The sequence below is a fragment of the Salinibacterium sp. SWN167 genome (assembly GCF_015864665.1).
In the GTDB taxonomy this organism is placed as follows: domain Bacteria; phylum Actinomycetota; class Actinomycetes; order Actinomycetales; family Microbacteriaceae; genus Rhodoglobus.
In genome coordinates, this window is the sequence record NZ_JADYWU010000001.1 from 250,231 (window position 1) to 263,174 (window position 12,944).

Consider the following 12,944-nt stretch of genomic DNA (forward strand, 5'->3'; position numbering starts at 1 on the left):
TTCGACTCCGCTCAGCGCAGTCTTCACACTCCCCGTTTTTCATCACCCTGAGAGAAAGTTTCACGTGAAACATCCCGAAAGCGAAGTCAACGAACAAGGCAAGTCGTTCGATGAAACCACGCCGCTTGCGCGGGAAGTCGCGGATCTGACTCGCCGACGTGAAGCTGTTGCGTCCGCTTCACTCCCCTTGCCTGAAAATCCTCGCGTGTTTACCGTCGCGAATCAGAAGGGTGGGGTCGGAAAAACTACCTCGACGGTGAATCTCGCCGCCGCGCTCGCTCGGACCGGGGCACGGGTCTTGGTGATCGATCTCGATCCACAGGGTAACGCTTCAACCGCTGTTGGTGTGGAGCATCGCTCGGAGACCCCGAGTGTCTACGACGTCATGATCAACGATGTGCCGATGGCCGACGTTGTACAAAAGAGCCCCGAGTTCAACGCTCTTTATTGCGTACCCGCCACGATTCACCTCGCTGGCGCGGAGATTGAGCTCGTTTCGCTCGTGGCTCGTGAACAACGCCTACGTTCTGCGTTGGATGCCTTTCTGGCGGAAACGCCCGAGCCATTCCACTACGTATTCATTGATTGCCCGCCGTCACTGGGCCTGCTTACAATCAACGCTTTCGTAGCCGCGCAGGAAGTGCTCATCCCCATTCAATGCGAGTACTACGCGCTCGAGGGTTTGAGCCAACTGCTGAACAACATCAAGCTCATCGAGCGTCATTTGAACCCTCGTCTCCGGGTATCGACTATCTTGATGACAATGTACGACTCTCGTACCAATCTAGCTAACCAGGTTGTGGACGATGTGCGGCAGCACTTCCCCAAGCAGGTATTGACCACGGTCATCCCTCGCTCAGTACGGATTTCCGAAGCTCCCAGCTACGGGCAAAGTGTCATCAGTTACGACCAGAACTCCCCCGGATCGCTCTCTTACCTTGAAGCAGCGGCCGAGATTGCTTACCGAGGAGCACGCAAATAATGGCAGCACCAAAACGTACGGGTCTCGGTCGTGGAATCGGCGCTCTTATCCCCTCCTCGGATGAGAATGAAGAACGTCCCGTCGACGTGTTTTTTCCTGGCGGAGAGCTAACACCGGACAAGCTTCGGTCGGTTCCTGGCGCTCGGCTAGCCAGCCTCTCCCCCCTTGATATCGTTCCCAACTCTCGCCAGCCACGAACTGAGTTCCGTCAAGAGGAACTCGAAGAGCTCATCATCTCGATCCGCGAAATAGGCGTGCTTCAGCCAATCGTTGTTCGTCCCCTCGCTGGTGCTGTTGACGGTCAACCGCAATATGAACTGATCATGGGCGAGCGTCGTCTGCGTGCGAGCAAGCACTTAGGCTTGGCGACAATTCCTGCTGTGATTAAGAGCACAGCAGATGAAGACATGCTTCGCGATGCGTTGCTCGAGAACTTGCACCGCGCAAACCTCAATCCTTTGGAAGAAGCATCGGCGTACCAGCAGCTTTTAGCCGACTTCGGCATCACCCAAGAACAGCTGGGTGAACGAATTGGACGCTCACGGCCCCAAATTACGAACACTTTGCGTCTTTTGCGCCTTCCAGAAAGCGTTCAGCGCCGGGTAGCAGCTGGCGTCCTGTCCGCAGGACACGCGCGAGCGCTCTTATCGCTTCCTGACAACGCTGGAATGGAGCGTTTGGCGGAGAAAATTGTCAACGAGGAGCTCTCTGTTCGTGCCGCCGAAGCAGCTGCAGGCTCCTTATCGACCAAGCCTCCTCGCTCAAAGCCGTCACGGGGCAAGAAGCAGGGTCATCTCGATGAGATCGCAGAGCGCCTGGGCGACCGACTGAACACCCGAGTGAAGGTTTCGCTCGGTGCGAGCAAGGGCCAAGTCGTAATCGACTTCGCAACCGTCGCAGACCTCAACCGCATTCTCGAAGAGCTCGGCGATACTGGTTTCAACTCCTAAATCGTTCTTGCACCGTTCCATCGGATTGGTATGCGGTCTGGCCCGGCGCCGCGTCTGGGTTGGTTGTAGCAGTGGTCCTTTAGCGGGGCACTGTGCTCGGTGCCTAGTGCCTAGTGCCTAGTGCCTAGTGCCTAGTGCCTAGTGCCTAGTGCTCAGTGCCTACGTTGCTCAGTGTCTTGATGCTCGGTGCCTTGAAGTTCGGTGCCTTGAAGTTCGGTGCCTTGAAGTTCGGTGCCTTGAAGTTCGGTGCCTCGGCGAATGTTTGGGCCTTTGCGTCTACAGAGATTCTCCTCGCACATTAGGTTGCGGTTCGCACGCTCCCTTTTCGGCGCATGTGCAATATGGCTAGGCGATCCCATGGTCTGCCGCTGCTCCCCCGCCCCATGTTGTATGTGGGAGCGGGGTGACCTGACGGCGCTAAAAGACACCTCCGGTTTTGGCGTACAGGGCCAGCGATATGTCCGTTTGCAACAGGGGGTTTGAGATTCCCGCTTCTTCGCGCAGGGAAATCACGCTGCGCGACGACACACGGCCGCCTCCACCGGAGTGTGAGGTTGCGGGGTTTATCGGGCACGATAGTTCAGACCCCGTGATTCCCGCGGTTGGGATCACGAGTGTTCCACGTGAAACATTGAAGTCTCGGCCAAATCCGTAACTTTGTGGGCAACGATGTTTCACGTGAAACCACTGCACGAGATTCGTTGCGCCTCGAAGAGTGAGCACAGATGTTCCACGTGAAACGCTACCGGCGTGGACGCTTCTAGATCGGCCCACGAGCTGTGCGATCGCAGCCATCAGTACCCAGTACCCAGTACCCAGCAACCCGGTACCCGGCCACCAGCCACCGGCCAGAGGTGAAAGAAGCTGGGTGCTGGCTGCCGTGTTCTGGCCCCTCAACTCAACCCGCAGTCGATTAGTGGACCGAATGCGGCGCAACCGCGCCGACTGATACAAAATGGGCTGTAAAAAGGCCAGGGCTCTGAGTGAGTGCATTCCCTAGCTGTGGTGCATGATGCGCTGGTTAACCTTCCATCGCGATGTCCGCGAGAGCAGCATAGACCCAGCCGAGATCGTGTCCGGCGGCGACGAGGGCTTGGGGAAGAATCGACGTCTCGGTGAGGCCGGGCAACACATTGGCTTCGAGGAACCAGGGCGTGCCGGCGCCATCCACAATTATGTCGACGCGCGATAGGTGGCGAAGGCCCAACGCGGAATGTGCTGCGAGAGCGGCTTCGGCCGCGCGGTCAGCTTCACCTTCGGAAATTCGGGCGGGAGTGTAAAAGCGGGTCTGACCAGCATTATAACGAGCCTCGAATGTGTAGGCTCCGTCGACCGGTTCGATCTCGACAGCGGGCAGAGCAACCGGGCCCATGCCGCTATCGAGGATTCCAATCGCGATTTCTACACCCGTGATGCGCTGTTCGATGAGGGCTACGTCGCAGTAGTTGTAGGCATTGACCATCGCCTGCGGGAGATCAGAACGATCGGTAACGATCGAGACGCCCTGCGCGGAACCACCCTGTGCGGGCTTCACAACGAGCTCCCCCGAAAGTTCATCGGCCAGTTCATCGAGGATGCTGTGGGCGCCAAGTTCACGGAAGGAGTCCCGCGACAACGCGATCGACAGCGGCGTGCGCACTCCTACTCGCGAGACTAGAGCCTTAGCGGTGGGCTTGTCCCACGCGAGACGCGCGGCATCCGCTCGCGATCCAACATAAGGGATGCCGATGAGGTCGAGAAGACCGCGCAAAGCACCATCTTCACCACTGGCACCGTGCAAAGCAGGCCACACGACATCCGGCTTCGATTCGCGAATATAGGGGAGCAGGGTGGCATCCGGATCCCGGAGCTCGACGATCTTGCCCTGAGCGCGCAATCCGTCGGCTACGCGGCGACCAGACCGGAGGGAAACGTCGCGTTCGTGCGAGATTCCGCCAGCAAGAACGAGGACGCGAGTGGGTGAATCGTTCATGAGGTGTCCTAGCTGAGGTTGGCTGGAGGGTTGATCATCGACGGTGTGGGAGGCACAACCGTGAGAGGGGCTGTTTGCGAGAATGTGCTGAGCAACTCAAGTTCTCCGTTGATCACAGTGGAGAGACGACGGATGCCTTCACGAATGAAGTCAGGCGTCGGGTAGCAGAAGGACAGACGCATATTGCTGCGCCCATTCCCATCCGCGTAGAAAGCCGTACCTGGCGTATAGGCCACTAATTCCTTGACCGCGCGGGGCAACATCGACTTCGAATCGAGGTTATCGGGGAGCGTGACCCAGATGTAGAAACCACCGTTGGGTACAGTCCACTCGAGGTCGGGCAGGTAGTCGTCGAGGGCATCCAACATGGCATCACGACGTTCCCGGTAGACGCCACGGAAGGTGTCGATCTGGCCCTTCCAATCAGAGACATTCATGTACTCGCTAATGATGTTCTGGGTAAACGAGCTCGGCGATAACACGGCCGCCTCATTCGCTAAAATGAGTTTCTCTCTAATCGCGTGGGGAGCGAGTACCCAACCAACCCGGAAACCGGGAGCGAGGGTCTTCGAGAATGTGCCCAAATACACGACACCGTCTTCTTCGACTGAGCGCATCGCGTGCGGTGGCGGACCATCGAAATAGAGGAGGCCGTAGGGATTGTCTTCGAGCACCAGAATGCCGTTTTCGCGGGCAATCTCGAGAACTTCAAGACGTCGTTCCCAGCTGAGAGTGACTCCAGCGGGGTTGCTGAAGGTCGGAACCGTGTACAAGAACTTGATTGTCTTGCCCGCGGCCCGCACTGAGGCAATGTGAGCCCGCAGCGAATCGGGAACGAGGCCGAACTCATCCATCTCAACATGCGTAATCTCGGCCTGGAACGATTTGAATACGACCATAGCCGTGACATAGCTGGGGCCCTCGGCAATAACGACGTCGCCGGGATTGATGAAGAGTTTCGTAACGAGCTCAAGGGCGTGCTGCGAGCCAGTCGTGACGACAACGTCATCGACGCTGGCACGGATTCCCTCGAGAGCCATTACTTCGAGGATTTGCTCGCGAAGTGCAGGTAGTCCCTGGCCGGAGCCATATTGAAGGGCGGCCGCACCGCGATCGCGCATTACACGATCGATCGACTCGGTAATGAGGTCTTGAGGCAGGGCGGAAACATATGGCATGCCGCCGGCGAGAGACACAACTTCGGGGCGCGAGGCCACCGCAAACAACGCTCGGACCTCAGAGGCCGCAAGGCCGGAGGCACGATCTGCATAGTGGTCAAACCACTGGTCAAGGTTGTTTGGCTGTGTTGTCATGGGCAATCCCGTTCGGTTGACTTTAAACAATAGGCGTTTGACCCTAAGGACTCGAAACTGAGCGACGTTTACGGGGCGATCTCAGCCAAACCTCATCCTTCTTCGCTCCGAATAAGGTTCAAAGGCGACGCAGAGAAAGTCGTGTTCAAATGATGAGGTCTGCTTTGAAAATGGGTAGCTTTCGTCACGATCACCCCAGCACTCTGACAGCACTCGACTACGAAATTGAGAATATTAGTGAACGCTCGCACCAGCTGGACAGAATCTGACATCGGAGACCTCACCGGCACCGTGGCACTGGTGACGGGTGCGAACTCTGGGCTCGGGTTTGAAACAAGTCGTGCCCTGCTCAAAGCAGGGGCGCACGTTGTGATGACGATGCGCAGCGCCGAGAAGGCTGCAGTCGCTAAGCAGGCATTGCTGGACGACCTCGGTTCCGTGTCACTCGAAACAATGTTGCTTGATCTGGCCGATCTGGAATCAGTCCGTCGATTCAGCGAGATGTTTCACGGGAAACATTCGCGGCTAGACCTGTTGATCAATAACGCAGGAATCATGATGACGGATGCCCAACTCACGATCGATGGCTTCGAGTCTCAACTGGGCACCAACCACCTCGGTCACTTCGCTTTGACTGGTCATCTGATGGACCTCATCGAGGCAACTCCGGGCGCACGAGTAGTCAGTCTTTCCAGCCTTGCTCACCGCTGGGGGTTCATGGAATTCGGCAACCTGATGTTCCACAACGGCTCGTACACTCCCCGAGCCGCCTACGGTCGCTCCAAGCTCGCCAATCTTCTCTTCGCTTACGAGCTTCAACGCCGCTTCGAAACAACCGGGGTGGATGCGATCTCCGTGGCCGCACATCCCGGCACGGCCGGCACAGGTTTAGCCGACCACCTCTTCAATCGCTGGTATCTGCGCCCGCTCAAATCACTGGTTTTCTTGGGTATTCAGTCGCCGAGGCAAGGCGCGAGGCCCTCTCTGCGGGCCGCAACCGACCCCACGGCGCAGGGCGGCGACTTCTTTGGCCCCGGCAGCCGTAACGAGCATCGAGGTGCTCCTGTATTGGTTGAGTCGAACGCAGCCTCACACTCGGACGTCGACGCGACCAAACTCTGGCTTGAGTCAGAGCGTCTCACGGGCGTTAAATACGAAAGCCTCCGTACACCCACCAAATAGTGGATGCTGGAGGCTTTCGGCAGAGACTGGGCTTTAGGCTAGGAACTCTGCGAGGTCTGCTTCAATTGCAGGCTTCGGCTTTGCGCCGATAACGGTCTTGACGACCTCGCCGCCCTTGAAGACCTTCATCGCGGGGATGGAGGTGATCTGGTACTTCATAGCCATCTGGGGGTTGTCGTCTACGTTGAGCTTGACGATCTTGATCTTGTCGGAGTTTTCGCTGGCGATCTGGTCAAGGATGGGGCCGACTGCGCGACAGGGGCCACACCATTCAGCCCAGAAGTCCACCATGATGGTGTCTTTTGAGTTGATGACGAGTTCTTCAAAGTTGGCGTCGGTTACTTCTGTTGCTGCTGACATTTCTAATTCCTTTGTTCGATGGGACGTTTTTAGACGGAGGCAGCTACGGGAGCTGCTGGTTCCGCGGGCTGGATTGCGCTGGCAACGAGTTCGCGGGGCAATGATGCAAGGTAGTGCTCTGCATCGAGCGCAGCGACGGTGCCGGAGCCGGCGGCCGTAACTGCTTGACGGTAGGTCGGGTCGATGACATCGCCGGCCGCGAATACTCCAGTGATGTTGGTGCGAGAGGAACGACCATCCACTGCAACGGTTCCGTCGGCGTTGATGTCGAGCTGGCCGTGTACCAAGTGGGTGCGGGGGTCGGCGCCGATCGCGATGAACAAACCGCTGAGTTCAACCTGTGAGGTGGAACCATCGACGGTGTCGGTGAGATCAATGCCATCAACGAGGGTTGAACCGGTAATGCCGGTTACAGCCTTGTTCCAGAGGAACTCAATCTTCGGGTCGCTAAACGCACGCTCCTGCATTGCTTTCGAGGCACGCAGCTCATCCTTGCGGTGAATCACGTAAACCTTCTCAGCAAACTTGGTGAGGAACGTCGCTTCTTCCATGGCCGAGTCTCCCCCGCCAACGACAGCAATCGTCTTCTGGCGGAAGAAGAAACCGTCGCACGTAGCGCACCAAGAAACTCCGTAGCCGCTGAGGCGCTCTTCGTCGGGAAGTCCAAGCTTGCGATAAGCAGACCCAGTTGCAAACACAACCGCGAGTGCTTCGTGCACTTCTCCATTGCCGAGAGTGACCTTCTTGATCTGGCCCTCAAGCTGAAGATCGGTGACGTCATCGAGAACAATCTCGGCGCCGAAACGCTCAGCCTGCTTCTGCATTTCCATCATGAGCTCGGGACCTTGGATGCCGTTGGCAAAGCCGGGGTAGTTCTCGATCTCAGTGGTCTTCATGAGCTCGCCGCCAGCCTCAACAGAGCTCGCAATGACGAGGGGCGCAAGGTTCGCGCGCGCCGCGTAAATCGCAGCAGTGTACCCGGCTGGGCCGGATCCGATGATGATGAGTTGGCGCACTTTTTGTGTCTCCTTGGGATTGTGATTACCCGGTTCAACACATCCTAGCCACGGAGTATTCCGAGTGGCTGGGGCGTGCGGGGCTAACACCCAGGAGTTCGGAGCACCGTCACTTTAAGTTCGCTTTTTGACGGCAGAACTGTGGGACGGGCCGGCCGTTAGTGGCGGCGAAGTCGAGACACGATCGGTCGAGCGAACGCGAAGAACTCGGAATTGCGGGTGAGGGCAAGAGTTGCCGCGTAGACGATCAGCATGCCGGTACCCGAAAGGGCGATGGAGACAAAAGCACCGGCGAAGCCAGAGACGGCGAAAGAACCCTCCCCTAATCCGCCCAGGAGAGTCAGGATGCCGAAGCCGGCTGCGGCCGACGGAATCATCGCCGCGAGGAACCACAGAGCGCGAAGCACGAGAGGAAGTAGCTGGAATCCTGGAACGCGTTTGCGGACCACGATCAACGCAATGATCGTCTGCATCGTGCCGGCGATGCTGATCATCGCGGCGAGCCCCATCGCAATGCGATCGAGCGGAAAAGTGGAGACGTATAGAGCGCCCGCAACATAGACCAGAACCTGAATCGTCTGCAAGATGAAGGGAGTTCGAGTGTCTTCGAAGGCATAGAAAACTCGCTGCAGTATGTACATGATGCTGAAGGGAACCAGCCCGACCAGATAAATGATCAACACGATCGCTAGGGACGATTGCTCGGCATAGACAGTGGAGAAAAGTGCGCTGAACGGGAATGCGATCACCATGAGGCCGATGGCTGCGAACATCAGCAGCATCAGAATTGAGCGTATGGCGGCTGATACGTCGTCGCGCATGGCCGTGAGGTTTCCATCACGCGCATGGCCACTCATCCGGGTGAAGTAGGCCATCCCGATCGAGACCGAAATCACGGAGTGCGGCAGCATGAAAATGAGCCACGCGGTCGTGATGACGAAGACCGATGCGGCGACAGTAGAGGCGAGGCTGGCAATCTGGGTGCCAACAGCACCCGCAACCTGCGTGACAAGAATCATGCCGAAGGTCCAGGCCGCTGCTTTGCCGGCGTTGCCGAGCCCCACTCCGCGCCAGCGGAACTCCGGGCGATAGTGAAGACCGGCGCGACGCCAGAAGAAGGCCAAAAGTGTTGCCTGCACCGCGACACCGAGAGTGGCGCCGCCGGCGAGCACTCCGATCATCTGCGGCGTCCAGTCCTCGGACGAGTACTGTGTCACGTCGCCAAAGAGCAAGCTGAAGACGAACAGCCCAATGAGCATGACCACGTTGTTAGCTACGGGTGCCCACGTGAACGGCCCAAACTTGCCGCGAGCGTTGAGGACCTCACCGAGGAGTGAATACAAGGCGTAGAAGAGGATTTGAGGAAGGCACCAGTAGGCGAAGGCCGTCGCGAGTGCGAACTCTGCTGGCCCAAAGTTGACGCTGGGTCGCGCATACACCTGCACAAGAAGAGGCGCGCTCAACGTTGCTGCGACTGTAATGACGAGGAAAACGACGATGCCGAGCGTCACTAGACGGTTAATGAACTTCTGGCCGCCGTCTTTGTGCAGAGCGGCCCGCACGATCTGCGGAACAATGACCGCGCTCAGAACGCCGCCAGCCACGATGGCATAGACCGCTTTGGGAAGCTGGTTGGCGATGGCATAGGTATCGCTTGTGCCGAACAGCCCCAAAGTGCGGGCAAGCACCATGGCGCTCAGAAACCCCAAGATGCGAGAGACCAACGTGCCGGACGCTAGAAGAGCGCTCGCTCTCCCGATTGTCGAGTTCTTGACCTCTGGCACGGCCGCGGCGGGCAGGGGCACTCCGGGCGTTGGCATCGCGTCGGGATTGGGTCGGTCAGTCATCTGCCGGCTTTCTGCGGCGAACGATGCTGCGAACGAATCCGACCGCGAAAATCACGAAGACGAGGGCTCCGAACGCAAGCACGAGGGGAGTCTCCCACCCTGCCTGCACGTTGATCTCGCTGACCGTGGTGGAGCCGATCTTCAGTCCGGTGCTGCTGCTGAGGCTAATTTCGACATCCACGACCCCGTTTGACAACGATTGCACCGGAATTTCGCCCTTGGCTTGAGAATAGGGTTCGATCGTCAGCTCTACTCGACTGTCCCCCACGGCGAGGAGGCCGGTTCGTGGGTCGACCGTGATGAAAACGGTGACAGCTTGACCAAGATTGTTGCTGACCGACACGGGAAGAAATCCGTTGTCGGCTAGAACCAGAAAGTTGCTGGCCTCCACGACGGTCACTGAAGTGCGCAACTCACGGGAGTCGACCAGGAAGTTGTTTACTTCAGCCAGCCAGTCAGTGGAATCCTCAGTCTCTACGGTGCCGAGCACGTCGAGCAAAGCAAGCCGTCGTTCCGCGATAAGAGATTCAGGGTCTGCGGCGATCGAGAAGAACGTGCGTTCCGCTTGGGCTGCGGCGAACATTCGTGAAACATCACCGATGCGCGATTCCGACTGAGGCATGTCGTTGATTGTTGCCGCAGTGGCTTCGGTCGATGCTAGTTCGCTCAGATTTACCATCGTGATTGACGGGCTGGCCGTCATGGTGGCAAGGGCGGCATCTAGTCTCGCCGAGCTGAGTTCCAATGAGTGATCGATCGTGATCAACACGGATCCGGTGTCTGCCGTTTGGCTAGCACCGGCGTCGAGCACGGCCTGGCTGAGTGCCGTTTCGGCGGCAGTCACGTCGCGGTCGAGGGTGGATCCAAGCGCGTCATCCATTGCTGAGGAAGCAGTTGCATCAGCCACGAGGGCGGTAACACCATCGATGGTGGTTACCGAGCCGGCGCCGGATTCTCGAGAGACGTTCGTCGACGACAAAACGATCGTGCTGTAGCCACTATCGGAAAACGCAGCCAGATCACTCGCAACAACCGTGTCGGTGCGGGGAAGAATAAAGCCATCGATTTCGTAATCCCAGGCGAGCAAGGACTCCGTAGTGGGAAAACTAGGAACCGCGTCCGGGTCCTCCGCCTGCGCGGTAGCTGTCGAGGAAGGCGTAGGCGCCGGAGTGTCACTCACCGCGAAGTTGGACGAGTCGAGAGCGAAGTCGAAGGAGATGGGTTCTACCGTGGCGCCCAGCTCCGACTGAGTCGCCAAGGTGATGTCCGCGTTCGCGTAGGACAAAGGAACGATCTCATTGTCGATGAGTGAGAGTCGTTCGAGCCACTCGCGCGCCGAGGCGGGAGCACTTGTGCCGAGCACGCGAATGGAAGCCACGATCATCGGATCAACTGCGATTGCCACAGGCTTTCCAGCCATGGCATCCAGTTGACGCGTGAGAAGACCAAGAGGTTCCGTGTAGTCAGCCAGGGCGTCTGCGTCGAGAAGACCGCCACTGCCGGTGGGAACCGTCAACGGAGCAATAATGGCAACATCGGTAGCCGCGGATGCCGTCGTTAGCACCGGAGCATCGGTGACAGCAGGCGCGGCGCTGGCTCCGCTCGCGGCAAGAGTGAGCCCGAGACCGAGCGCCAGAGCGGCACTAAAGACTCTTATAAGCAAGGGATTACCCCGTACTCTCGCGTGGCCAGCATGGTGTGAGTTTATTCGTCCTTGTCTGAATGGTGGGTGCTTTGCTCGGTTGGGGACAAATTGCACTCGTTGCTCGTGCGAAACTAGTCGCATCATGGAGAGTGTTGCCCACGCGATCGAGAGTCTCGGACAGCTTGCCGACTCTAAACCCGTAGCCACCTTATCGGCGCGCTTCGCTGCTGAGGGATTCGAACTCGCCCTCGTGGGTGGTCCGGTGCGGGATGCGTTCTTGGGCCGCAAGGTCACAGACCTCGATTTTGCAACTAATGCGACCCCCGACGACATCATGCGCATGGTGAAGCCGATTTCAGAAGCGCAGTGGGATATCGGCCGGGACTTTGGCACGATCGCTGCCCGCATTGATGGCGAGACGGTTGAGATTACGACCTACCGTGCCGATAGTTATGACGGTGCGACCCGTAAGCCTGTTGTCGCCTTCGGTGATTCTCTCGAAAAAGATCTGGAACGTCGCGACTTCAGTGTCAACGCGATGGCGTTGCGATTGCCGGAGCGCGTTCTCGTTGATCCGTGGGGCGGCGTTGAACATCTCCTCAGCAAGACTCTGACAACGCCGGGCTCCCCCGAGGTCTCGTTCGGTGATGACCCGCTGCGCATGATGCGTGCCGCACGGTTTACGTCGCAGCTGGGTTTCACGGTCTCCCCCGCTACTGTCGCGGCGATGAAGCAGCTCGCTCCGCGCCTCGACATTGTGAGCGTAGAGCGCGTGAGCGATGAGCTGACAAAACTTTTGAAGACGGATGACCCCGTGCCGGGCATCCGCCTCATGGTCGAAACCGGCCTTGCTGACCAAGTGTTGCCTGAAGTGCCCGCCTTGAAGCTTGAAGTGGACGAGCACGCCCACCATAAGGACGTCTACGAACACTCCCTCACCGTGTTGCGTCAGGCGATCGATCTCGAGAAGCGTCGGCCGGGCATTGAAAGCCCCGATCTGATTCTGCGTCTTGCTGCGCTTCTGCACGACATTGGCAAGCCATCGACCCGCAAGATCGAGCGCGGTGGCGTTGTTACTTTCCACCACCACGATGTTGTGGGTGCGAAGCTCGCGACGAAGCGTTTGCGTGCACTGCGCTTCGACAAGGAGACCATCACCGCGGTGGCGCGCCTTATTGAATTGCATTTGCGGTTCTTTGGCTACACCGAGGGTGCCTGGACCGATTCGGCCGTGCGCCGTTACGTTCGGGATGCCGGTGACCAACTTGAACGTCTCCACATCATTACGCGGGCGGATGTCACCACGCGCAATGTGCGCAAGGCCGATCGACTTTCGTTTGCCTACGACGATCTCGAGGACCGCATTGCGGCTATCGCTGAGGCAGAGGGAGTTGCTGCAGTTCGTCCCGATCTTGACGGTGAGCAGATCATGGCGATCCTCGGGCTTAAGCCGAGTCGTGAGGTGGGCGAGGCCTACAAGTTCTTGCTCGACCTGCGTCTGGATGAAGGACCGCTCGGTGACGACGAAGCAGAAAAGCGATTGCGAGCCTGGTGGGCTGCCCGCCAGTAGACGCCCGCTAGCGAAAGCGGCTTTTCTTCTCACCTTGAGTATTAGCGTGCCAAGCAACTACACTGGGCAGGTTGTCTGACTGCCTTTGGGCAGTTCGATGAACGTCA

Annotated in this window: 10 protein-coding genes; 4 read left to right on the top strand and 6 right to left on the bottom strand. The window is 58.3% G+C overall.

Features of this window, described 5'->3' with window-relative positions; genetic code table 11:
- Nucleotides 1–64 precede the first annotated feature (64 nt).
- Nucleotides 65–982 carry a ParA family protein gene (locus I6E60_RS01195; protein WP_307784348.1) on the top strand — a complete coding sequence of 306 codons (918 nt, stop codon included), beginning with the start codon at nucleotides 65–67 and terminating at the stop codon, nucleotides 980–982.
- Nucleotides 982–1,932: a ParB/RepB/Spo0J family partition protein gene (locus tag I6E60_RS01200; RefSeq protein WP_197122309.1), complete on the top strand. Its 951-nt coding sequence runs from the start codon at nucleotides 982–984 to the stop codon at nucleotides 1,930–1,932. The genes I6E60_RS01195 and I6E60_RS01200 overlap by 1 nt, the downstream gene beginning before the upstream one ends.
- Nucleotides 1,933–2,953: 1,021 nt before the next feature.
- Here the strand turns inward: I6E60_RS01200 and I6E60_RS01205 are convergent.
- Both I6E60_RS01205 and I6E60_RS01210 read right to left on the bottom strand, forming a co-directional pair.
- Entirely contained in the window at nucleotides 2,954–3,904 is a 951-nt protein-coding gene (locus I6E60_RS01205) for a D-alanine--D-alanine ligase (RefSeq protein ID WP_197122311.1), read from the bottom strand.
- Between the two features lie 8 nt (nucleotides 3,905–3,912).
- Nucleotides 3,913–5,217: a PLP-dependent aminotransferase family protein gene (locus I6E60_RS01210; protein WP_197122313.1), complete on the bottom strand. Its 1,305-nt coding sequence runs from the start codon at nucleotides 5,215–5,217 to the stop codon at nucleotides 3,913–3,915.
- Nucleotides 5,218–5,454: 237 nt separating this feature from the next.
- Here I6E60_RS01210 and I6E60_RS01215 point away from each other — a divergent pair, with 237 nt between their 5' ends.
- Complete coding sequence (locus I6E60_RS01215) at nucleotides 5,455–6,399, top strand: oxidoreductase (protein ID WP_197178443.1); 945 nt, start codon at nucleotides 5,455–5,457, stop codon at nucleotides 6,397–6,399.
- A gap of 33 nt (nucleotides 6,400–6,432) precedes the next feature.
- On the opposite strand, the gene trxA is transcribed toward I6E60_RS01215, so the two are convergent.
- The 4 genes from trxA to I6E60_RS01235 form a co-directional block, all read right to left on the bottom strand.
- Nucleotides 6,433–6,759, bottom strand: coding sequence for a thioredoxin (gene trxA / locus I6E60_RS01220; RefSeq protein WP_197106872.1), 327 nt, complete (start codon nucleotides 6,757–6,759; stop codon nucleotides 6,433–6,435).
- 29 nt (nucleotides 6,760–6,788) lie between these two features.
- Complete coding sequence (gene trxB / locus I6E60_RS01225; RefSeq protein ID WP_197178445.1) at nucleotides 6,789–7,775, bottom strand: thioredoxin-disulfide reductase; 987 nt, start codon at nucleotides 7,773–7,775, stop codon at nucleotides 6,789–6,791.
- Between the two features lie 158 nt (nucleotides 7,776–7,933).
- Nucleotides 7,934–9,622, bottom strand: a complete 1,689-nt coding sequence (gene murJ, locus I6E60_RS01230; protein ID WP_197178447.1) for a murein biosynthesis integral membrane protein MurJ — start codon at nucleotides 9,620–9,622, stop codon at nucleotides 7,934–7,936.
- Nucleotides 9,615–11,285, bottom strand: a complete 1,671-nt coding sequence (locus tag I6E60_RS01235) for a DUF6049 family protein (protein ID WP_197178449.1) — start codon at nucleotides 11,283–11,285, stop codon at nucleotides 9,615–9,617. Before I6E60_RS01235 ends, murJ begins: the two co-directional genes overlap by 8 nt.
- A 124-nt stretch (nucleotides 11,286–11,409) precedes the next feature.
- Between I6E60_RS01235 and I6E60_RS01240 the strand changes: the two genes are divergently transcribed.
- Nucleotides 11,410–12,837: a CCA tRNA nucleotidyltransferase gene (locus I6E60_RS01240; RefSeq protein WP_197122323.1), complete on the top strand. Its 1,428-nt coding sequence runs from the start codon at nucleotides 11,410–11,412 to the stop codon at nucleotides 12,835–12,837.
- The last annotated feature ends 107 nt before the right edge of the window (nucleotides 12,838–12,944 follow it).

What these genes read in the sequence shown, in the direction of transcription:
- I6E60_RS01200 (WP_197122309.1), top strand. Translation starts at nt 982, where the DNA reads ATGGCAGCACCAAAACGTACGGGTCTCGGTCGTGGAATCGGCGCTCTT.
- I6E60_RS01205 (WP_197122311.1), bottom strand. Translation starts at nt 3,904, where the DNA reads ATGAACGATTCACCCACTCGCGTCCTCGTTCTTGCTGGCGGAATCTCG.
- I6E60_RS01210 (WP_197122313.1), bottom strand. Translation starts at nt 5,217, where the DNA reads ATGACAACACAGCCAAACAACCTTGACCAGTGGTTTGACCACTATGCA.
- trxA (WP_197106872.1), bottom strand. Translation starts at nt 6,759, where the DNA reads ATGTCAGCAGCAACAGAAGTAACCGACGCCAACTTTGAAGAACTCGTC.
- murJ (WP_197178447.1), bottom strand. Translation starts at nt 9,622, where the DNA reads ATGACTGACCGACCCAATCCCGACGCGATGCCAACGCCCGGAGTGCCC.
- I6E60_RS01240 (WP_197122323.1), top strand. Translation starts at nt 11,410, where the DNA reads ATGGAGAGTGTTGCCCACGCGATCGAGAGTCTCGGACAGCTTGCCGAC.